General features: G+C 64.9%; 13 protein-coding genes, 1 other RNA gene and 2 pseudogenes. 7 read left to right on the top strand and 9 right to left on the bottom strand.

From position 1 onward, the window contains the following. The first annotated feature begins 123 nt into the window (after window positions 1–123). Complete coding sequence (fnrA, locus tag F3J45_RS17895) at window positions 124–858, top strand: Crp/Fnr family transcriptional regulator FnrA (RefSeq protein WP_167065533.1); 735 nt, start codon at window positions 124–126, stop codon at window positions 856–858. A 55-nt stretch (window positions 859–913) separates the two neighbouring features. Beyond that, window positions 914–1,462 (top strand): adenine phosphoribosyltransferase, encoded by a 549-nt coding sequence (locus F3J45_RS17890; RefSeq protein ID WP_054573138.1) that lies wholly within the window; start codon window positions 914–916, stop codon window positions 1,460–1,462. A gap of 82 nt (window positions 1,463–1,544) precedes the next feature. Here F3J45_RS17890 and recR read toward each other — a convergent pair whose 3' ends face one another. The 3 genes from recR to dnaX all read right to left on the bottom strand — a co-directional run bounded on the left by recR (window position 1,545) and on the right by dnaX (window position 4,759). Beyond that, the gene (gene recR / locus F3J45_RS17885) at window positions 1,545–2,147 is read right to left on the bottom strand and encodes a recombination mediator RecR (protein WP_167065530.1); all 603 of its coding nucleotides are present in this window, start codon (window positions 2,145–2,147) and stop codon (window positions 1,545–1,547) included. A 154-nt stretch (window positions 2,148–2,301) separates the two neighbouring features. Next, window positions 2,302–2,637 carry a YbaB/EbfC family nucleoid-associated protein gene (locus F3J45_RS17880; RefSeq protein ID WP_167065527.1) on the bottom strand — a complete coding sequence of 112 codons (336 nt, stop codon included), beginning with the start codon at window positions 2,635–2,637 and terminating at the stop codon, window positions 2,302–2,304. 64 nt (window positions 2,638–2,701) lie between these two features. After that, complete coding sequence (dnaX, locus tag F3J45_RS17875; RefSeq protein WP_167065524.1) at window positions 2,702–4,759, bottom strand: DNA polymerase III subunit gamma/tau; 2,058 nt, start codon at window positions 4,757–4,759, stop codon at window positions 2,702–2,704. A 124-nt stretch (window positions 4,760–4,883) separates the two neighbouring features. Here dnaX and F3J45_RS17870 point away from each other — a divergent pair, with 124 nt between their 5' ends. Next, window positions 4,884–5,618: an ABC transporter substrate-binding protein gene (locus tag F3J45_RS17870; protein ID WP_167065521.1), complete on the top strand. Its 735-nt coding sequence runs from the start codon at window positions 4,884–4,886 to the stop codon at window positions 5,616–5,618. Window positions 5,619–5,975: 357 nt separating this feature from the next. Here the strand turns inward: F3J45_RS17870 and ffs are convergent. The 6 genes and pseudogenes from ffs to F3J45_RS17845 all read right to left on the bottom strand — a co-directional run bounded on the left by ffs (window position 5,976) and on the right by F3J45_RS17845 (window position 14,038). Continuing rightward, window positions 5,976–6,072: signal recognition particle sRNA small type (gene ffs, locus F3J45_RS17865), an RNA gene on the bottom strand. A 201-nt stretch (window positions 6,073–6,273) separates the two neighbouring features. Continuing rightward, window positions 6,274–6,516, bottom strand: a pseudogene (locus tag F3J45_RS30535) (BRCT domain-containing protein); the annotation flags it as partial. 282 nt (window positions 6,517–6,798) lie between these two features. Beyond that, window positions 6,799–8,604 (bottom strand): annotated as a pseudogene (gene ligA / locus F3J45_RS17860) (NAD-dependent DNA ligase LigA); the annotation flags it as partial. A 199-nt stretch (window positions 8,605–8,803) separates the two neighbouring features. Further along, window positions 8,804–9,682, bottom strand: coding sequence for a cell division protein ZipA (gene zipA, locus F3J45_RS17855; RefSeq protein WP_167065498.1), 879 nt, complete (start codon window positions 9,680–9,682; stop codon window positions 8,804–8,806). 204 nt (window positions 9,683–9,886) lie between these two features. Then, the gene (gene smc / locus F3J45_RS17850; protein WP_167065491.1) at window positions 9,887–13,375 is read right to left on the bottom strand and encodes a chromosome segregation protein SMC; all 3,489 of its coding nucleotides are present in this window, start codon (window positions 13,373–13,375) and stop codon (window positions 9,887–9,889) included. Window positions 13,376–13,378: 3 nt separating this feature from the next. Then, window positions 13,379–14,038 (bottom strand): GntR family transcriptional regulator, encoded by a 660-nt coding sequence (locus F3J45_RS17845; RefSeq protein ID WP_167065470.1) that lies wholly within the window; start codon window positions 14,036–14,038, stop codon window positions 13,379–13,381. Window positions 14,039–14,305: 267 nt separating this feature from the next. On the opposite strand from F3J45_RS17845, the gene xdhA reads away from it, so the two are divergent. The 4 genes from xdhA to guaD all read left to right on the top strand — a co-directional run bounded on the left by xdhA (window position 14,306) and on the right by guaD (window position 20,460). Beyond that, complete coding sequence (gene xdhA, locus F3J45_RS17840) at window positions 14,306–15,760, top strand: xanthine dehydrogenase small subunit (protein WP_167065463.1); 1,455 nt, start codon at window positions 14,306–14,308, stop codon at window positions 15,758–15,760. Continuing rightward, complete coding sequence (xdhB, locus tag F3J45_RS17835) at window positions 15,753–18,152, top strand: xanthine dehydrogenase molybdopterin binding subunit (RefSeq protein WP_167065456.1); 2,400 nt, start codon at window positions 15,753–15,755, stop codon at window positions 18,150–18,152. The genes xdhA and xdhB overlap by 8 nt, the downstream gene beginning before the upstream one ends. 147 nt (window positions 18,153–18,299) lie before the next feature. Further along, window positions 18,300–19,145, top strand: coding sequence for a xanthine dehydrogenase accessory protein XdhC (xdhC, locus tag F3J45_RS17830; protein WP_167065453.1), 846 nt, complete (start codon window positions 18,300–18,302; stop codon window positions 19,143–19,145). A gap of 10 nt (window positions 19,146–19,155) precedes the next feature. After that, entirely contained in the window at window positions 19,156–20,460 is a 1,305-nt protein-coding gene (guaD, locus tag F3J45_RS17825) for a guanine deaminase (protein WP_167065450.1), read from the top strand. The last annotated feature ends 28 nt before the right edge of the window (window positions 20,461–20,488 follow it).

Genomic DNA, 20,488 nt, shown 5'->3' with positions numbered 1-20,488 from the left:
GCCTCCCGGCACCTTGCCTGCCGGGGTATCGCCGGTGCGCCCAAAAACGCGTAACTGGCCTACACCCTACGTCGTGAGTTACCCTTACGACTTATGTGTGCTTTCCCACAAGGATCGATTCAAATGTCCGAGCCAGTCAAACTGCGCCCAAACAGCCAGGCCCATTGCAAGGATTGCAGCCTGGCCCCCCTGTGCCTGCCTCTTTCGCTCAACCTGGAAGACATGGATGCACTGGATGAAATCGTCAAGCGCGGGCGCCCGCTGAAAAAGGGTGAGTTCCTGTTCCGCCAGGGTGACAATTTCGGCTCGGTCTACGCAGTACGTTCCGGCGCCCTCAAAACCTTCAGCCTGAGCGACAGTGGCGAGGAGCAGATCACCGGCTTCCACCTGCCCAGCGAGCTGGTCGGGCTATCGGGCATGGACACCGAGGCCTACCCGGTGTCGGCGCAAGCCCAGGAAACCACCTCGGTGTGCGAAATTCCCTTCGAACGCCTCGACGAGCTGTCGGTGCAGCTGCCGCAGCTGCGCCGCCAACTGATGCGGGTGATGAGCCGGGAAATCCGTGACGACCAGCAGATGATGCTGCTGCTGTCGAAGAAAACCGCCGACGAGCGCATCGCCACCTTCCTGGTCAACCTGTCGGCACGCTTCCGTGCCCGTGGTTATTCGGCCAACCAGTTCCGCCTGAGCATGTCGCGCAACGAGATGGGCAACTACCTGGGCCTGGCGGTGGAAACCGTGTCGCGGGTGTTCACCCGCTTCCAGCAAAACGGCCTGCTGCGCGCCGAAGGCAAGGAAGTGCACATTCTCGACCCGATCCAGCTGTGCGCGCTGGCCGGCGGTGCGATGGAGGCGTGAAGCCTGCCGTTAGCAGGTATACTGGGGCATTCGTTTTCCCAGGATACCTGCAACAATGCACAGCGACGCCTTCGACCTCAAAGCCCTGATCCGCCCGGTAGTGGACTTCCCCAAGCCGGGCGTGATCTTCCGCGACATCACCCCGCTGTTCCAGTCGCCACGCGGGCTGCGCTACGTTGCCGACCAGTTCATCGAGCGCTACGTCGAGGCCGAGTTCAGCCACATCGGCGCGATGGACGCCCGGGGCTTTCTGATCGGCTCGATCATCGCCCACCAGCTGAACAAGCCACTGATCCTGTTCCGCAAGCAGGGCAAGCTGCCGGCTGACGTGCTGAGCGAGGGGTATCAGACCGAGTACGGCGAGGCGTTCCTGGAGGTTCATGCCGACAGCCTGTGCGAAGGCGATTCGGTGTTGATCTTCGATGACCTGATTGCCACGGGTGGCACGCTGCTGGCGGCGGCCAACCTGGTGCGCCGCACCGGGGCACAGGTGTTCGAGGCAGCGGCGATCATCGACCTGCCCGAGCTCGAAGGCTCGCGCCGGCTGCAGGCGGCCGGGGTGCCGACTTTCTGCCTGACCGAGTTTTCCTTGAGCGAGTATTGAGTTGCGGCCCATTCGCGAGCTACGCTCGCTCCTACCGGCGCCGGGCTGTAGGAGCGAGCGCAGCTCGCGATGCGGGCTAGGCTCAAAGCGTGATCGGCTTGCGCCCAGCAAAAGCATGGGCCAGGGTGCCGCCATCGACCAGCTCCAGCTCCCCACCCAGCGGCACGCCGTGGGCAATCCGCGAGGCCACCAGGCCCTTCTCATTCAACAACTGGGCGATGTAATGCGCCGTCGCCTCCCCTTCCACGGTCGGGTTGGTGGCCAGAATCACTTCGGTGAACGTGCCCTGCTCCTCGATCCGCGCCATCAGTTGCGGCACGCCAATCGCCTCCGGCCCCAGGCCATCGAGTGGCGACAGGTGGCCCTTGAGCACGAAGTAGCGCCCGCGATAGCCGGTCTGCTCCACCGCGTACACATCCATCGGCCCTTCCACCACGCACAATTGCGTGTCGTCGCGGCGGGGGTCGCTGCATTGCGGGCACAGCTCCTGCTCGGTCAGGGTGCGGCACTGGCGGCAATGCCCTACCCCTTCCATGGCCTGGGTCAACGCCTGGGCCAGGCGCAGGCCACCGCTGCGGTCGCGCTCAAGCAACTGCAGGGCCATGCGCTGGGCGGTTTTCTGGCCGACGCCTGGGAGGGTGCGCAGGGCGTCGATCAGTTGGCGGATCAGGGGGCTGAAGCTCATGGGAAAGGCCTGACAAAACAATAAGAGGCGGTTTATACCCACCACGGACCTGCCCGTCAAATTCAATACCCGCGCCGCGCCCGACGCCCAATCCAGCAGGCGAAAAAAAACCGCCGCTGAACACTCAGCGGCGGCTTCAGGCCCTGCGGATACCTTAGAACGGCATCTTGAAGCCCGGTGGCAGTTGCATGCCGGCGGTCATGCTGCCCATCTTGTCCTGGCTGTTCTGCTCGATCTTGCGCACGGCGTCGTTCAGCGCAGCGGCGATCAGGTCTTCCAGCACTTCCTTGTCGTCTTCTTCAGTCGACATCAGGCTCTGGTCGATGCTGACACGCTTGACGTCGTGACGACCGGTCATCACCACGCTCACCAGGCCGCCACCAGACTGGCCGGTCACTTCGGCGTTGGCCAGCTCTTCCTGCATCTTCTGCATCTTTTCCTGCATCTGCTGGGCCTGCTTCATCAGGCCGGCCATGCCACCTTTCATCATGGGGGTATACCTCGATTGGGTCGTGTGATGCGGCCCTGCACGGGGCCGGCCGCATGGTTATCGGTTACTGGCCCTGGCTCACCAGGGCATCCACAGGCTCAATAGTATCCTGTCGCACCTTGGCACCGAACAGCTTGATCATCTGTTGGACCAGCGGGTCCTGCTCGATGGAGGCCACGGCATCCTGCTGACGCTCGGCGCGCTTGCGCGACGCGGCCTGGGCCGGGGTTTCCTGCTGCGGCAGGATAAGCTCGATGCGCAGGTTCAGCGTGCGCCCCAGGTGCTGGTTCAGCGCCTCGTTCAGGCGCCGTTGCTGGGTGGCGTTGAACAGGGCGCCCTGGCCAGGGTCCAGGTGCAGCAGCCAGTCGTCGCCGTCGGCTGCGATCAGCGTACAGTTTGCCGCGATGTTGCCTGTCATGCCGGACACAGGCAACTGTGGGAATAATTCCAGCCATTGCAGGGCCAGGCCGGTTGCAGGCTTGGCCGCCGGCAAAGGCTGCGCGGCCACGGCCGGTGGCTCTTCCTGAACATGCTCTGCCAGCTCGTCGAGGTAGCTGAAGCCGACCGGGTCGCTTTCGCCACCGTAGTAGTCCTCGTCCAATGGCGGCTCGTCGTCGCGGTCCATGCCGGCTGAGGCATAGGCGGACGGGTCGAATGGCGGCTCGTCATAGGCCGGCTGGGCACTGGGGGGCGCGGCAACAGGGGCTGGAGCGGGAGCTGGGGCCGGTTCAGGCTGCACAGCGACAGGCGCAGGCGCCGGCGCGGCAGCTGGCTCTTCCCACGGCAGGTCGATCACCGCTTCCACGGCCACCGGCTCGGGCGCAACAGCTTCGGGCTCAGGCTCAGGCTCAGGTGCCGGCGCAGCTATAGGCGCAGGCGCCACGGCCGGTGCGGGCTCGGCCTGCGGGGCTGGCTCGGCGGCCACCGGCTGCGCCAGGGCAGCCACCGGCGCCACTGCTGCCACCGGGGTTGCCGGATCAGCTGTGGCCTGGCTGATCCCCACTGGCTTTAGCACGGGTTTGGGCGCATCGTCGGCGTCGGCTGGGCGGAATGCCAGCATGCGCAGCAGCACCATCTCGAAACCGCCTCGCGGGTCTGGCGCCAACGGCAGGTCGCGGCGGCCGATCAGGCCCATCTGGTAATAGAACTGCACGTCTTCGGCCGGCAGCGCCGCCGCCAGCGCCAGCACCCGGTCGCGGTCGCCCTGGCCGTTGTCCACCGCTTCGGGCAGGGCCTGGGCGATGGCCACCCGGTGCAGCACGTTGAGCATTTCGGCCAGCACGCCGCTCCAGTCCGGGCCTTGCTCGGCCAGGTTGCGCACCGCCTCCAGCAGCGCCCGCGCATCGCCTTCGAGCAGCGCCTGCAGCACACCGTACACCTGGCCGTGATCGAGGCTGCCGAGCATGGCACGCACGTCGGCGGCCAGCACCTTGCCTTCACCGAAGGCGATGGCCTGGTCGGTCAGGCTCATGGCATCGCGCATCGAACCGTCGGCGGCGCGCCCGAGCAGCCACAGGGCATCGGGCTCGAACGGTACGTTTTCGGCCTGCAGCACGTGGCTCAGGTGCTCCACCACCCGCTCCGGGCTCATGTTCTTCAACGAGAACTGCAGGCAGCGCGAGAGGATGGTAGCGGGCAGCTTCTGCGGGTCGGTGGTGGCGAGGATGAACTTGACGTAGGGTGGCGGCTCTTCCAGCGTCTTGAGCAAGGCGTTGAACGAGTGGGTAGAGAGCATGTGCACTTCGTCGATCAGGTAGACCTTGAAGCGCCCACGGCTCGGCGCGTACTGCACGTTGTCGAGCAGTTCGCGGGTGTCTTCCACCTTGGTGCGGCTGGCGGCGTCGATCTCGATCAGGTCGACGAAGCGGCCCTCGTCGATCTCCCGGCACACCGAACAGGTGCCGCACGGCGCCGAGGTGATGCCGGTTTCACAGTTGAGGCATTTGGCGATGATCCGCGCGATGGTGGTCTTGCCCACGCCGCGAGTACCGGTGAACAGGTAGGCGTGGTGCAGGCGCTGATTGTCCAAGGCATTGATCAAGGCCTTGAGCACATGGGTTTGGCCGACCATTTCGCGGAACGAGCGCGGACGCCATTTACGTGCAAGAACCTGATAACTCATCGAAAAACCATCGCAGCCTGATCGAGCGGAAAGAGCGCTAATGCTAGCGGAGCGGGGCCAAAATTGCACCCTGCCTGGCTCGTCTAAGCTAAGCAACTGGCGCGCCGTTCAGGGAGGAAGTGCCTTGCGAAGACTGCTGACCCTGCTGCTTCTGTGGACCACGCACAGCCTGGCGGAGCCGCCGGTGCTGCGTTTTTCCATTGCCGAGAGCTGGAGCATGCCGCTGATGCGGGTGCAAGGCGGCCAGCCGGTGGAGGGTTTGCTGTTCGACCTGATGCAGGCCATGGCCCGCGCAACCGGCGTGCGCCCGGAATATCACGTGATGGCAAGGCTACGCCTGCAGCAGGCCATGGAGGACGGCGATATCGATGTGCGCTGCTATGTCAGCACCCAGTGGCTCAATGACCGCCCGGGGAATTTCGTGTGGAGCGTGCCGTTGATCCACCAACGCGATGTGCTGGTGGGGCGCGCCGGCGACAGCGGCCCTACCCGCCCGGAACAGCTGCCGGTGCAGGCCATTGGCACGGTGCTTGGGTATACCTACACCACCTTGGAGCCTTTTTTCGCCGCGGGGCGGCTGCAGCGTGAAGACAGCCGGAGCCAGGAACTGGCGCTGAAGAAACTGCAGATTGGGCGCTATCGGCATGCGGTCAGCAACGCGCTGTCGCTGCACTGGTTCAATCAGCGCTTGCCGGCTGGGGAGCGGCTGCAGGTGTTGGCGGTGCTGGAAGAACAGTCGCTGGGGTGCATGGTGAGGAATGATCCGGCGGTGCCGACTCAGGCGTTGTTGAGGGCGCTGGTGCGGATGACGGAATCGGGGGAGATTGCGCGGATTGTGGGGCGGTATGGGGGTGGGTGAGCGTGTCAGGGCGGCCAGGTGCTTGGCGTGAGAGGTTTAGCGCCTATGAGATCGAGCGCCGCCCGCGCGGCGCTTCGCGAGCTACGCTCGCTCCTACGTTTGTTTCGGGCCAGTTACGCCTGCGCCGTCGCGCGCGACCGCCTTGTTCGTTCACCTCGATATCGAGCCATGCGCCAAGGGGCCGCGCGCGCAGGCAACATGAACATTGGCCGGAAACAAACGTAGGAGCGAGCGCAGCTCGCGATGCGCCGCGCGGGCGGCGCTCGATCTCACAGGCGCCGAAAATAGGATGGCGAGCACTGCGCCAAAACACATGCAGGGGCGAATCGAATTTTCGGACCCCAGAAATGGAGGCGGCCCCACCAGCCACACCCCGGCACTCGATGTTCCCGCTATGGCTGCTCCCTTCCGGGCCTGACCAGGTTAACGGGTAATCAATGCGGGGGGACCGATGGGGCCACCACTACATGGCTCGCCAAGCAGCGAGCCGCGCCATTGTAACGGTCTGGGGCGAAGATACAAGCGCTAGATGAGAAAAAGTCATCATTTCTCAATGACTTGTCAGGGTTCTGGGCGGGAGATAGCGCCGCTGCGCGGCGCATCGCGAGCTGCGCTCGCTCCTACAGGGGCCGCACATGCCTGTAGGAGCGCCAGGTCACACGGTAATGCCGTGCCCTGCCAGGAAAGCGACGAAGGCTTCTTCATCCAGCACCTTCACCCCCAGTTCGCTGGCCTTGGCCAGCTTGGAGCCGGCACCGGGGCCTGCCACCACGCAGTGGGTCTTGCCAGACACCGAGCCGGCCACCTTGGCGCCCAGCCCTTCCAGCTTCTCTTTGGCGATGTCGCGGCTAAAGCGCTCCAAGCTCCCGGTCAGTACCCAAGTCTGGCCAGCCAGGGGCAGGCCTTCGGCCACCTTCTTCTCGCAGCTCCAGTGCATGCCGAAGGCCAGCAGCTGCGCCTCGATGTCGCGGGCCAGTTGCTGGTTGGCCTCGTCCTTGAAGAACTCACGCACGGCTTCGGCCTGCTTGGCGGCCAGGGCCTGGCGCAGGTCGATGCCGTCGGCGGCGATGATCTTGTCCAGGCTGTCGAGCTTGGCCACCAGCTTTTCCGCACCGGTGGGGCCAACCGAGGCGATGTCGAGCTTGGCGATCATGCCGGCCAGGGTGGTGCTGGCGGCGAACTCGGCCGCCAGCTCACCTTCGTCCTGCAGCTGCATGCCACTGGCCAGCAACTGTTCGATGACCGTGCGGTTGTGCGCGTCCTCGAAGAAATTGTGGATCTCGTACGCCACTTCCAGGCCGATGTCCGGCAAATACGTCAGCACCTGCGGCAAAGCCTGCTGCACCCGCGCCAGGCTGCCCAGGGAGCGGGCCAGGACCTTGGCGGTTTCCTCGCCTACGTCCGGAATGCCCAGGGCGTAGATGAAACGTGCCAGGCTTGGGCGCTTGCTGGCCTCGATGGCATCGAGCAGCTTCTTGCTGGACACTTCGGCAAAACCTTCCAGGCCGACGATCTGCTCGAACTGCAGTTTGTACAGGTCAGCCGGCGAGCCGATCAGCCCCTCGTCCACCAACTGCTCGACGCTTTTCTCGCCCAGGCCGTCGATATCCATGGCCCGGCGCGACACATAGTGGATGATCGCCTGCTTGAGCTGGGCGCCACAGGCCAGGCGGCCTACGCAGCGGTACACAGCGCCTTCGCTGGTGGTTTCCTTGCCTTTGCTGCGCTTGACCAGCTGGGTGCGCTCGACCTGCGAGCCGCACACCGGGCACTCGGTGGGCACCTCGACCGGGCGGGCATCTTCCGGGCGGCGCTCGAGCACCACCTGCATCACCTGTGGAATCACGTCGCCGGCGCGGCGAATGATCACCGTGTCACCGATGCGCAGGCCCAGGCGGGCGATTTCGTCCATGTTGTGCAGGGTGGCATTGGATACCGTCACGCCCGCCACCTTGACCGGCTTCAGGCGCGCCACCGGCGTCACCGCACCGGTACGCCCAACCTGGAACTCCACGTCGAGCACTTCGGTGAGCTCTTCCATCGCCGGGAACTTGTGGGCGATGGCCCAGCGCGGTTCACGGGCGCGGAAGCCCAGTTCGCGCTGGGCCGCCAGGCTGTTGACCTTGAACACCACGCCGTCGATCTCGTACGGCAGGCTGTTGCGCCGCTCGCCAATGTCGCGGTAGTAGGCCAGGCACTCTTCGATGCCGGCCGCATGGCGCAGCTCGCGGCTGATCGGCAGTCCCCATTGCTTGAGCTGTTCGAGGATGCCGATATGGCTTTCACCGATGCTTTCGCTGACCTGCCCCACGCCGTAGCAGCAGAACTCCAACGGGCGGCTGGCGGTGATTTTCGAGTCCAGCTGGCGAAGGCTGCCGGCAGCGGCGTTGCGCGGGTTGGCGAAGGTCTTGCCGCCTGCTTCGGCCTGGGCGGCATTGAGGCGGTCGAAACCCGCCTTGCTCATGTACACCTCGCCGCGCACTTCAAGCACGGCAGGCCAACCCTCGCCCTGCAGCTTCAACGGAATGTTGCGCACGGTGCGCACGTTGGCGCTGATGTCTTCACCGGTGGTGCCGTCGCCGCGGGTGGCGCCCTGCACCAGTTGGCCATCGCGGTACAGCAGGCTTACCGCCAGGCCGTCGAGCTTGGGCTCGCAGCTGAAGTCGACGGCGCCGGGTTGATCGAGGCCGTCGACCACGCGGCGGCCGAATTCACGCAGGTCGGCTTCTTCGAAGGCGTTGCCCAGGCTGAGCATCGGCACTTCGTGGCGCACTTGGCTGAAGGCCGCCAGGGCAGCACCGCCAACGCGCTGGGTGGGCGAGTCGGGGGTGACCAGGTGCGGGTTTTCAGCTTCCAGCGCCTTGAGTTCGTTGAACAGGCGGTCGTATTCGGCGTCGGGCACGCTTGGCTCGTCGAGCACGTAGTAGCGGTAGTTGTGCTGGTCGAGTTCGGCGCGCAGGGCGTGGATTCGGGTTTCGGCGGTCATTTCTCAGGTTCTCTTGCAAAGCAAAAAAGCAGCCTGAAGAGGTGCTTGGGGTTCAGGGGGGGTTAAAGCCTGTGCCGGCCCTTTCGCGGGGCGAGCCCGCTCCTACAGGAACGGGTTTACCCGCGAAAGGGCCGGCACAGGTGAAACCAACCTTGAACCAACCAGCAAACCCAACAGGCTGCTTTTTCGTCTGGATCTATCAGCGCTTCTGGGTCAGCGCGCGGCGCTCGAACTCGACAATGCGCTGGCGGTAATGCTCGATGGTCTGGGCGGTCAGCACGCTGCGCTGGTCGTCCTTCAACTCGCCGTTGAGTTCGTGGGCCAACTTGCGCGCCGCGGCCACCATCACGTCGAAGGCCTGCTTCGGATGACGCGGGCCAGGCAGGCCGAGGAAGAAGCTTACGGCACGGGTGCTGAAGTGGTCGATGTCGTCCAGGTCGAAGATACCAGGCTTCACGGCGTTGGCCATGGAGAACAGCACCTCGCCGTGGCCGGCCATGCTTTCGTGGCGGTGGAAGATGTCCATTTCGCCGAAACGCAGGCCGCTTTCCAGAATGTTCTGCAGCAGCGCCGGGCCCTTGAAGCCACCCTCGTCGCGGGAGATCACGCTGATCACCAGCACTTCCTCGGCCGGTGGCAGTTCCTTGGCCGGGCTGGCGCTGGCGGCGGCGCCACTGCGCGTGTCGGCGGCGAAATCGTCTTCGCTGTCGGCGAACAGGTCGGGCTCGCGCGGCTCGGCGGCCAGGTTCAGGTCACCCTGCTGCTGGGCTTCAGCCGCACGCTTGGCGCGCTTGCTGGCCTTGGCCGGCTTCACCTCACGTTCGCGTTCACGCGCCGGGGCGCTGAGCGACGGCAGGTCGCTTTCGTCCAGTTCCGGCTCCTTCTGGGTATCGAGCACCCGCGACGGGCCGAGCACTTCAGCGCTGCCCTCCTCGTCCGGCAGGTTGGAGTAACTGCGATCCAGGCGGAATTTCAACTTGCCCTTGCCGCCGCGCATGCGGCGCCAGCCGTCGAAAAGAATACCGGCGATGACAATGATGCCGATGAGGATCAGCCACTCGCGCAGACCGATTTCCATGTAATCCCGTGCCTCTATAAAAATATGCTTGAAAACAAAGGGTTCAAAGCCCTTTAACACGTGGCGCCAACTCTATGTTCTGACAGGCGTTTTACCCACGCAAAAAACGAGTGACATTAAGCTAGCACGACCAAAGACAACTTTACACCGTCTGTCGCACCTGACAGGGGCATTTGCCTACAGAATTCGCCTAATCTTCGCTCATCAGGCGTCTACCATGGCCAACGCCTCCTCCACATCAACTGCAACAAGACGTGAACAACCTGGCTCGTGCATGGTCACCCCCATCAATTGATCCGCCATCTCCATGGCAATCTTGTTATGGGTGATGTAGATGAACTGCACGCTTTCACTCATTTCCTTGACCAGCCGGGCGTACCGGCCGACGTTGGCATCGTCCAGCGGCGCATCGACCTCGTCGAGCATGCAGAACGGTGCGGGGTTCAACTTGAAGATGGCAAACACCAGCGCCAATGCGGTCAGTGCCTTCTCGCCGCCGGACAGCAAATGGATGGTGCTGTTCTTCTTGCCCGGCGGGCGCGCCATGATCGTCACCCCTGTATCGAGTAAATCTTCGCCCGTCAGTTCCAGATAGGCGCTGCCACCACCGAAAACTTTTGGGAAAAGTGCCTGTAATCCGGCATTTATCTGATCAAAGGTATCCTTGAAGCGGTTGCGGGTTTCCTTGTCGATCTTGCGAATGACGCTTTCCAGGGTTTCCAGGGCCTCGACCAGGTCAGCGTCCTGGGCATCGAGGTAACGCTTGCGTTCGGACTGCTGCTCGTATTCCTCGATGGCCGCCAGGTTGATCGCGCCCAGGCGCTGGATGCGGCCCTCGACCTGCTCCAGTTCCTGCTCGGTGCCCTGCTCGCTGGCATCGGCCTCGACCGTGGCGAGCACACCCTGCAAATCGTAGCCGTCGGCCAGCAATTGTTCCTGTAGGGTTTTGCGACGAATGTCCAGGCCCTGGTTCTCCAGGCGCATCTGTTCCAGCTGGCCGCGCAGCATCTGGGCTTGCTGCTCGGCCTGGGTACGGCGCTTTTCAGCATCGCGCAGTGCGCGGTCGGCTTCGTCCATGTGCAGGCGGGCCTGACGCATTTCCTCGTCGACACTCATGCGCCGCTCCAGCAGCTCTTCGAGCTTCAGGCGCAGCTCTTCCTGCGGCGCCTCGCCTTCTTCCAGGTTCAGGCTCAGCTGTTCCTGACGCTCGCTCAGGCGCGCGGCCTGCTGCTCCAGGCGCTCCAGGGCCTGGCGGGTGGAGTCGTGCTGGGCGCGCAGCGAGCCCAGGCGCACGGCCAGCTGGTGGGCATGGTCCTTGTGCTGGCGGGCCTCCTGGCGGATACGGTCGAGGCCTTCGCGCAGGGTGTCGCGGCGCGCCATCAACTGCTCGCGCTGCTCGGTGTCGTGGGCCATCAGGTCCAGGGCTTCCTGCAGCACCAGGCGGGCTTCGCCCAGTTGCTCGTGCTCCAAAGCGCGTTGTTCCTGAAGTTCGGCCAGCTCTTCCTGCAGCCGACGGCGGCGCAGTTCGACCTGTTCGGCGCGGGCGCGCCCGGCCGACAGGCTGGCCTTGAGCTCGCCGTGCTGGCGGCTTTCTTCCTGGGTGCGGCGGCGCAGTTGCTCGCGCTGCTCCTCAAGGCCCAGCTGCTGCTCGCGGGTGCCCTGCAGCTGTTGTTCGCGCTGCTCCAGCGCCGCTTCCAGCGCCAGTTGCTCCTCGCCCAGGCGCTCGATTTCCTGGCCGCGGGCCAACACGCCGCCCTGGGCCTCGCCACCGCGGCTGACCCGCAGAAAATGCCGGCCAACCCAGTAGCCGTCACGGCTGACCAGGCTCTGCCCTGCAGCCAGCGAAGCACGCCGGGCCAGCGCCTCGGCCAGGTTTTCCACCGGCAGCACCTGGCCCAGCCAGGCCGCCAGATCGCTACTGCCTTCCACCTTGTCGAGCAGGCTGCCGGGCTGGCGCGGGCTGCTGCCGCCTGCCTGCAACAGGCGCAGGTCGCCTTGTTGCAGGGCGCTGAAGTCCAAAGCGCTGAAGTCGTCGACCAACACCGCCTGCAGGTCGGCGCCCAGCACGGTTTCCACCGCCAGTTCCCAGCCCGGCTCCACACGCAGCCCCTCGGCCAGCCGTGGGCGCTGTTCCAGGCCCTGGTCGCGCAGCCAGTCGGCAGCGCCAGCACCCGGTTCCAACGCAGCTTGCTGCAGTGCTTCCAGCGAAGCCAGGCGCCCGCCCAGGCGCTGCAGGTCGCCCTGCTGTTGCTGCTGGGCCTGGGTGGCCTGCTGCAATTGCCCACGCACCTCTTCCAGGCGCTCGACCACCTGTTGCTCCTGCAGGTGCAACTCTTCGAGCAGCATTTCGCTGCTGGCCACCTGCTCGGCGAGTTCGAGCATGCTGGCGTCCTGCGGGTCGGCGCCCAGCAGCTCGCCTTCTTCGCTCAGCTTGCGCTGGCGCTCGGCCAGGCGTTCCAGGCTGCTTTCCAGCTGCTGCAGGCGCGCCTGTTGCACTTCGGCCTGGCGCCGTGGCTCGGCAGAGCGGGTGTTGAAGCTGTCCCACTGTTCCTGCCAGCTGTGCATGCCCAGCTCGGCTTCTTCCAGGGTGGCGGCGGCTTCCTCGGCAGCGGCCAGGGTCATTTCCTGCTCGGGTTCGAGCATGGCCAGCTCTTCGCCCAGGGTCGCCAGCAAGGTGCGGTCGTGGCCCAGGTGCGACTCGGTTTCCTGGCGGGTGCGCTCGGCTTCCTTGAGGTCGTCCTGCAACTGGCGCAGGCGCTGCTGGCCGTGCTGGATGCTCTGCTCGACCCGAGCGATGTCACCGGCCACCGAATAGAAGCGCCCCTGCACCTGGTTGAAGCGCTCGGACAGCTCGTGGTGGCCGTCGCGCAGGCGCTCGATACTGGCATCGGCGTCGCGCTGTTCGGCCACAAAGGCCTCGTGGGCCACGTCCTGGTCGCCGATCACCGTCTCGCGCTGGCGCACGCGCGCGTCCAGGTCACGCCAGCGCAGGGCCGACAGGCGCGCCTTGAGCTGGCGCTCCAGGGCCTTGTACTCGCGGTATTTTTCGGCGGCCTGGGCCTGGCGGTGCAGGCGTTCGAGCTGGCGTTCCAGCTCGTCGCGCAGGTCGGTCAGGCGCGCCAGGTTTTCCTGGGTGCGGCGAATGCGGTTCTCGGTTTCGCGGCGGCGCTCCTTGTACTTGGAGATGCCGGCGGCTTCCTCGATGAAGTTGCGCAACTCCTCAGGCTTGGCCTCGATCAGCTTGGAGATCATGCCCTGTTCGATGATCGAGTAGCTGCGCGGGCCCAGGCCAGTGCCAAGGAAAATGTCGGTGATGTCGCGGCGCCGGCACTTGGTGCCGTTCAGGTAATAGCTGTTCTGCCCGTCGCGGGTAACCTTGCGCCGGATGGAAATCTCGGCGTAGGCGGCATACTCGCCAAGCAAGGTGGTTTCGCTGTTGTCGAACACCAGTTCGATGCTGGCCTGGCTGACCGGCTTGCGGCTGGTGGAGCCGTTGAAGATGACGTCGGTCATCGACTCGCCGCGCAGGTTTTTCGCCGAACTTTCGCCCATCACCCAGCGCACGGCGTCGATGATGTTGGACTTGCCGCAGCCGTTGGGGCCAACCACGGCCGCCATGTTGCTGGGAAAATTGACCGTGGTCGGGTCGACGAACGACTTGAACCCGGCCAGGCGAATGCACTTCAGGCGCATCGGTCAGGCCCGGGCCAATGCCGCCAGCACCAGCTCGCAACTGCGCTGGCCATAGGCGGTAAGCACCTCGCGGATGCGCGGCAGGTCGCGGGCGACCACGGCTTCGAGCAGGCGGGCGAACAGGTCGAGGTAGTCGTCCATGTTGGCCTGGCGCTGGTCCAGGGCCAGGTAGTAGGCGCGGCTCATGGCCGGCTGCAGGTTTTCCACGGTTTCCTGCAGGTAGGGGTTGTCGGCGAAGGGGTAGGCCGCGCGCATCACCGCGAAGCTTTCGGCGACGAACACCTTGATGTCCTGCTGTTCGCGGGCCTGGCGCAGGCGTTGCTGGATGTCCAGGAACGGGCGCAGGTCGGCCTCGAGGCGCCACTTTTGTGCAACCGCATTGCCCAGCAGGATGTAGAACTCGCCCATCAGGGTGCACAGGCTGCGCACGCTGCGCTCGTCCAGCTCGGTCACATGGGCGCCACGGCGCGGCAGAATCGCGATCAGGTGGCGGCGTTCCAGGATCAATAGCGCTTCGCGCACCGAGCCCCGGCTGACGCTGAGGGCCTGGGTAACCTTCTGCTCCTGGATGCGTTCACCCGGGGCGAGTTCGCCGCGGATGATGCGTTCGGCCAGGTAGTCGGCAATCTGCTCGGAGAGGCTGTCCGGCGCCTTGAACGTCATGGTTTTCCTTCAAAATCATTGAACTGGGCACAAGGGGGCGATTGTAGCGTAATTGGCCAACGCACGCGCAGAGGGCGGCGGTGGTTTATTTGACCCGCCAGACAACCCGGCGACCGGCGCGATCTATGCTTCAGACAAGGGTACGACGTTGGGCCGGGCATTGGCACGGGGCACTTCTTGACCTTTGAGTCAGAAAATTGTTGACCGCTGTGTCAGGCCTGCTTATTGTCCGCCCAACAACAATAAAACCATTGCGAGGCCACCCCCGTGATCCAGTTTCTTGTCAACCAGGCGCTGCATAGCGAGCACGCCCTGGACCCGAACATGACGGTGCTGCAGTACCTGCGCGAGCACCTGGGCCAACCCGGCACCAAGGAAGGCTGCGCCAGCGGTGACTGCGGCGCCTGCACCGTGGTGGTGGGTGAGCTGGTCGAGGATGCCCAGGGTGAAGACAGCCTGCGCTATCGCAGCCTCAACTCATGCCTGACGTTCGTTTCCGCCTTGCATGGCAAGCAACTGATCAGTGTCGAAGGCCTCAAGCACCAGGGCCAACTGCACAGCGTGCAACAGGCCATGGCCGACTGCCATGGCTCGCAGTGCGGGTTCTGCACCCCAGGCTTCGTGATGTCGCTGTTCGCCCTGCAGAAGAACAGCCAGGGCCACGACCTGCACCAGGCCCAGGAAGCCCTTGCTGGCAACCTGTGCCGCTGCACCGGTTACCGGCCGATTCTCGACGCGGCCGAGCAAAGCTGCCGCCAGCCCTGCCATGACCAGTTCGACGCCCAGCAGGCGCAGACCATCGCCCGCCTGAAGGCCATCGCCCCCAGCCAGACCGGCGAGCTCAACAGCGGTGACAAGCGCTGCCTGGTGCCACTGACCGTGGCCGACCTGGCCGACCTGTACAGTTCGCACCCCGAAGCGCGCCTGCTGGCCGGCGGCACCGACCTGGCGCTGGAAGTGACCCAGTTCCACAAGACCCTGCCGGTGATGATCTACGTTGGCCATGTTGCCGAGCTCAAGCGCATCGACAAGACCGCCAGCCACCTGGAAATCGGCGCCGCCACCCCGCTCACCGACTGCTACGGCGCGCTCAACGCCGAGTACCCCGACTTCGGCGACCTGCTGCACCGCTTCGCCTCGCTGCAAATCCGCAACCAGGGCACCCTGGGCGGCAACATCGGCAATGCTTCGCCCATCGGTGACTCCCCGCCCCTGCTGATCGCCCTGGATGCGCAGATCGTCCTGCGCCAGGGCGAGCGCCAGCGGGTGATGCCGCTGGAAGACTACTTCATCGACTACCGCATCACGGCCCGCCAGGACAGCGAGTTCATCGAGAAGGTCATCGTGCCCCGCGCCAGCAACGAATGGGCCTTCCGTGCCTATAAAGTGTCCAAGCGCCTGGACGACGATATTTCCGCCGTGTGCGGCGCCTTCAACCTGAGCATCGAGAACGGTGTGGTCAGTGGCGTGCGCATCGCCTTCGGCGGCATGGCCGCGATCCCCAAGCGTGCCCGCGCCTGCGAAGCGGCCCTGCGCGGCAAACCGTGGAACCCGGCCAGCATCGAGCGCGCCTGCCAGGCCCTGGCCGAGGACTTCAGCCCGCTCAGCGATTTTCGCGCCAGCAAGGAATACCGCCTGCTGACCGCGCAGAACCTGCTGCGCAAGTACTTCATCGAACAGCAAACGCCTTACATCGAAACCCGGGTGACCGACTATGTCTGACCATCAGGTAGCCAAAAGCCAGGCCGAGATGGCCGAACTGTTCAGCCAGGACCTGGCCACCGGGGTTGGCCGCAGCGTCAAGCACGACAGCGCCGACAAGCACGTGTCCGGCGAAGCGGTGTACATCGACGACCGCCTGGAATTTCCCAACCAGTTGCACGTGTATGCGCGCACGGCTGACCGTGCCCATGCCCGCATCCTGCGCATCGACACCACGCCCTGCTACGCCTTCGAGGGGGTGCGCATCGCCATTACCCACGAAGACATCCCAGGCCTGAAGGACATCGGCCCGGTGGTCGCCGGCGACCCACTGCTGGCCATCGACAAGGTGGAGTTCTTCGGCCAGCCGGTGCTTGCCGTGGCCGCCCGCGACCTGGACACTGCGCGCCGCGCGGCGCTGGCGGCGATCGTCGAGTACGAAGACCTGGAGCCGGTGCTGGACGTGGTCGAGGCGCTGCGCAAGAAGCACTTCGTGCTCGACAGCCACACCCACCAGCGCGGTGACTCCGCCGCCGCCCTGGCCAGCGCCCCGCACCGCCTGCAGGGCAGCCTGCACATCGGTGGCCAGGAGCACTTCTACCTGGAAACGCAGATTTCCTCGGTGATGCCGACCGAAGACGGCGGCATGATCGTCTACTGCTCCACCCAGAACCCCACCGAAGTGCAGAAGCTGGTGGCCGAAGTGCTCGATGTGCCGATGAACAAGGTGGTGCTGGACATGCGCCGCATGGGCGGCGGTTTTGGCGGCAAGGAAACCCAGGCCGCCAGCCCCGCGTGCCTGTGCGCGGTGATCGCACGCCTGACCGGCCAGCCGACCAAGATGCGCCTGCCACGGGTCGAAGACATGACCATGACCGGCAAGCGCCACCCGTTCTACGTGGAGTACGACGTCGGCTTCGACGACGATGGCCGCCTGCACGGCATCAACTTCGACCTGGCCGGCAACTGCGGTTATTCGCCCGACCTGTCCGGCTCGATCGTCGACCGCGCCATGTTCCACTCCGACAACGCCTACTACCTGGGCGATGCCACGGTCCACGGCCACCGCTGCAAGACCAACACCGCCTCCAACACCGCCTACCGCGGCTTTGGCGGGCCACAGGGGATGGTTGCCATCGAGCAGGTGATGGACCACATCGCCCGCCACCTGGGCCGTGACCCGCTGGCGGTGCGCAAGGCCAACTACTACGGCAAGACCGAGCGCAACGTCACCCACTACTACCAGACCGTCGAGCACAACATGCTCGAAGAAATGACCGCAGAGCTGGAGGCCAGCAGCGATTACGCCGAGCGCCGCGAGTCGATCCGCCGCTTCAACGCCAACAGCCCGGTGCTCAAGAAAGGCCTGGCGCTGACCCCGGTGAAGTTCGGCATCTCGTTCACCGCCACCTTCCTCAACCAGGCAGGTGCCCTGATTCACATCTATACCGACGGCAGCATCCACCTGAACCACGGCGGCACCGAAATGGGCCAGGGCCTCAATACCAAGGTGGCGCAGGTGGTGGCGCAGGTGTTCCAAGTGGATTTCAGCCGCATCCAGATCACCGCCACCAATACCGACAAGGTGCCCAACACGTCACCCACTGCAGCTTCCAGCGGCGCCGACCTGAACGGCAAGGCGGCGCAGAACGCCGCCGAAATCCTCAAGAAGCGCCTCACCGAGTTCGCCGCACGGCACTACCAGGTTACCGAGGAAGACGTGGAGTTTCGCAACGGCCATGTGCGCGTGCGCGACCAGTTGCTGAGCTTCGAGCAACTGGTGCAGCAGGCCTACTTCGGCCAGGTGTCGCTGTCGAGCACCGGCTTCTACCGCACGCCGAAGATCTACTACGACCGCAGCCAGGCCCGCGGCCGGCCGTTCTACTACTTCGCCTTTGGCGCGGCCTGCGTGGAAGTGATCGTCGACACCCTCACCGGCGAGTACAAGATGCTGCGCGCCGACATCCTGCACGACGTGGGCGACTCGCTGAACCCGGCCATCGACATCGGCCAGGTGGAAGGCGGTTTCATCCAGGGCATGGGTTGGCTGACCACCGAGGAGCTGGTGTGGAACGCCAAGGGCAAGCTGATGACCAACGGCCCGGCCAGCTACAAGATCCCGGCGGTGGCCGACATGCCGCTGGACATGCGGGTGAAGCTGGTGGAAAACCGCAAGAACCCCGAAGACACCGTGTTCCACTCCAAGGCCGTGGGCGAACCGCCGTTCATGCTCGGCATCGCGGCCTGGTGCGCGATCAAGGACGCGGTGGCCAGCATTGCCGACTACCGTGTGCAACCCCTGGTGGATGCACCGGCAACGCCGGAGCGGGTGCTGTGGGGCTGCGAGCAGATGCGCAAGGCGGCAGCGGCCACGCAACCTGCCGAGCCACAACTGGAAACCGTGAGTCACTGACAACCCGCTTTCCTGTAGGAGCGACCGCAGGTCGCGATAGGGCCTTGTGCCTGAGTGAAGCATGTCGGGGCCGCTGCGCGACCCATCGCGACCTCTGGTCGCTCCTACCGAAAAGCGGGCCGGGTTGCCTTGAAGAGGAATTGAAACATGCACCAATGGATCAACGCCCTCGCCGACCACCAGTCCCGTGGCGAAGCCTGCGTGCTGGTGACCATCATCGAGGAGCGCGGTTCTACCCCGCGCAATGCCGGCTCGAAGATGGTCGTCAGCGCCACTGGCCTGTTCGACACCATCGGTGGCGGGCACCTTGAGTACAAGGCCCTGCACATCGCCCGCCTGATGCTCGAAGAACACCGCACCACCCCGCACCTGGAGCGCTTCAGCCTGGGGGCCAGCCTCGGCCAGTGCTGTGGTGGCGCCACCGTGCTGCTGTTCGAGCCGATGGCAGCGGTGCAGGCGCAGATCACCGTGTTCGGCGCGGGCCATGTTGGCCGGGCTCTGGTACCCTTGCTCGCCGCGCTGCCCTGCCGGGTGCGCTGGGTCGACTCGCGTGAACAGGAATTCCCCGAACTCATCCCCCATGGGGTGACCAAGGTGGTCAGTGAAGAACCGGTCGACGAAGTGGCCGAACTGCCGCCAGGCAGCTATTGCATCGTCATGACCCACAACCACCAGCTCGACCTGGAACTGACCGCCGCCATTCTCAAGCGCAACGATTTCACCTGGTTCGGCCTGATCGGCTCGAAGACCAAGCGTGTCAAGTTCGAGCACCGCCTGCGCGAGCGCGGCTACGACGACGCAACCCTGGCGCGCATGCGCTGCCCGATGGGCCTGGCCGAGGTCAAGGGCAAGCTGCCGATCGAAATTGCCGTGTCCATCGCCGGTGAAATCATTGCCACCTACAACGCCTGCTTCGGCCAGCATGACGCTGCCGCCAACGCCGGCCCCATTGCCCAGTTGCTGCCGCCCTCCCGGCGCAGCCCAGCCCTTTGACGAGTGTGTTATGACCGTTACCCGCAAAGCCTACCGTGCCGCTATCCTGCACAGCATCGCCGACCCGGCCGAGGTTGGCCTGCAAGCCTCCCATGAGTATTTCGAAGACGGCCTGCTGGTGATCGACGACGGCCGCATCAGCGCCGTTGGCCCAGCCAGCGAGCTATTGCCAAGCCTGGCCGCCGACATCGAGGTGGTGCACTACCAGGATGCCCTGATTACCCCAGGCTTCATCGACACCCATATCCATTTCCCGCAAACCGGCATGATCGGCTCCTACGGCGAGCAGTTGCTGGATTGGCTCAACACCTACACTTTCCCCTGCGAGAAGCAGTTCGCCGACAAGGACCACGCCGACAAGGTGGCGAAAATTTTCGTTGAGGAACTGCTGCGCAACGGCACCACCACCGCGCTGGTGTTCGGCAGCGTGCACCCGCAGTCGGTCAATGCCCTGTTCGAAGAGGCCGAACGCCTGGACCTGCGGATGATCGCCGGCAAGGTGATGATGGACCGCAACGCCCCGGACTACCTGACCGACACTGCAGAATCCGGCTACCGCGAAAGCAAGCAACTGATCGAGCGCTGGCACGGCAAGGGCCGCCTGCACTACGCCGTCACCCCGCGCTTCGCCCCCACCAGCACCCCCGAGCAACTGGCCCTGGCCGGGCAGTTGCTCAAGGAATACCCGGGCCTGTACCTGCACACTCACTTGTCGGAAAACCTCAAGGAGATCGACTGGGTCAAGGAACTGTTCCCCGAGCAGAAAGGCTACCTGGACGTCTACGACCACTTCGAACTGCTGAGCGAGCGCTCGGTGTTCGCCCATGGCGTGCACCTGTGCGACAGCGAATGCCAGCGCCTGGCGGAAACCGGCTCGGCGGTGGCGTTCTGCCCAACCTCGAACCTGTTCCTGGGCAGCGGGCTGTTCAACCTGCCCCAGGCCGAGCGTTTCAAGGTCAATGTGGGCCTGGGCACCGACGTGGGTGCCGGCACCAGCTTCTCGCTGCTGAACACGTTGAACGAGGCGTACAAGGTGATGCAGTTGCAGGGCGCGCGGCTGCACCCGTTCAAGTCGCTGTACCTGGCCACCCTGGGCGGTGCGCGGGCACTGCGCCTGGATGACCGTATCGGCAGCCTGCGGGCGGGTAACGATGCCGATTTCGTGGTGCTCGACTACAAGGCCACGCCGTTGCTGGATTACCGTATTGCGCAGTCGAAGAGCATTGAGGAAACCTTGTTCGTGCTTACAACCCTGGGGGATGACCGCACGGTGCGGGAAACCTACGCGGCAGGGCGTTGTGTGCATCAGCGCTAAGAATGCAAGGGGCCGCTTTGCGGCCCAT

Source organism: Pantoea sp. Ap-967 (genome assembly GCF_011752565.1).
In the GTDB taxonomy this organism is placed as follows: Bacteria; Pseudomonadota; Gammaproteobacteria; order Pseudomonadales; family Pseudomonadaceae; genus Aquipseudomonas.
This window is presented reverse-complemented; position numbering and strand designations above follow the sequence as displayed.

Excerpts from the sequence above, each read along its gene's own strand:
- fnrA (WP_167065533.1), top strand. The coding sequence starts at position 124 with ATGTCCGAGCCAGTCAAACTGCGCCCAAACAGCCAGGCCCATTGCAAG.
- F3J45_RS17890 (WP_054573138.1), top strand. The coding sequence starts at position 914 with ATGCACAGCGACGCCTTCGACCTCAAAGCCCTGATCCGCCCGGTAGTG.
- recR (WP_167065530.1), bottom strand. The coding sequence starts at position 2,147 with ATGAGCTTCAGCCCCCTGATCCGCCAACTGATCGACGCCCTGCGCACC.
- F3J45_RS17880 (WP_167065527.1), bottom strand. The coding sequence starts at position 2,637 with ATGATGAAAGGTGGCATGGCCGGCCTGATGAAGCAGGCCCAGCAGATG.
- dnaX (WP_167065524.1), bottom strand. The coding sequence starts at position 4,759 with ATGAGTTATCAGGTTCTTGCACGTAAATGGCGTCCGCGCTCGTTCCGC.
- zipA (WP_167065498.1), bottom strand. The coding sequence starts at position 9,682 with ATGGAAATCGGTCTGCGCGAGTGGCTGATCCTCATCGGCATCATTGTC.
- smc (WP_167065491.1), bottom strand. The coding sequence starts at position 13,375 with ATGCGCCTGAAGTGCATTCGCCTGGCCGGGTTCAAGTCGTTCGTCGAC.
- F3J45_RS17845 (WP_167065470.1), bottom strand. The coding sequence starts at position 14,038 with ATGACGTTCAAGGCGCCGGACAGCCTCTCCGAGCAGATTGCCGACTAC.
- xdhB (WP_167065456.1), top strand. The coding sequence starts at position 15,753 with ATGTCTGACCATCAGGTAGCCAAAAGCCAGGCCGAGATGGCCGAACTG.
- xdhC (WP_167065453.1), top strand. The coding sequence starts at position 18,300 with ATGCACCAATGGATCAACGCCCTCGCCGACCACCAGTCCCGTGGCGAA.
- guaD (WP_167065450.1), top strand. The coding sequence starts at position 19,156 with ATGACCGTTACCCGCAAAGCCTACCGTGCCGCTATCCTGCACAGCATC.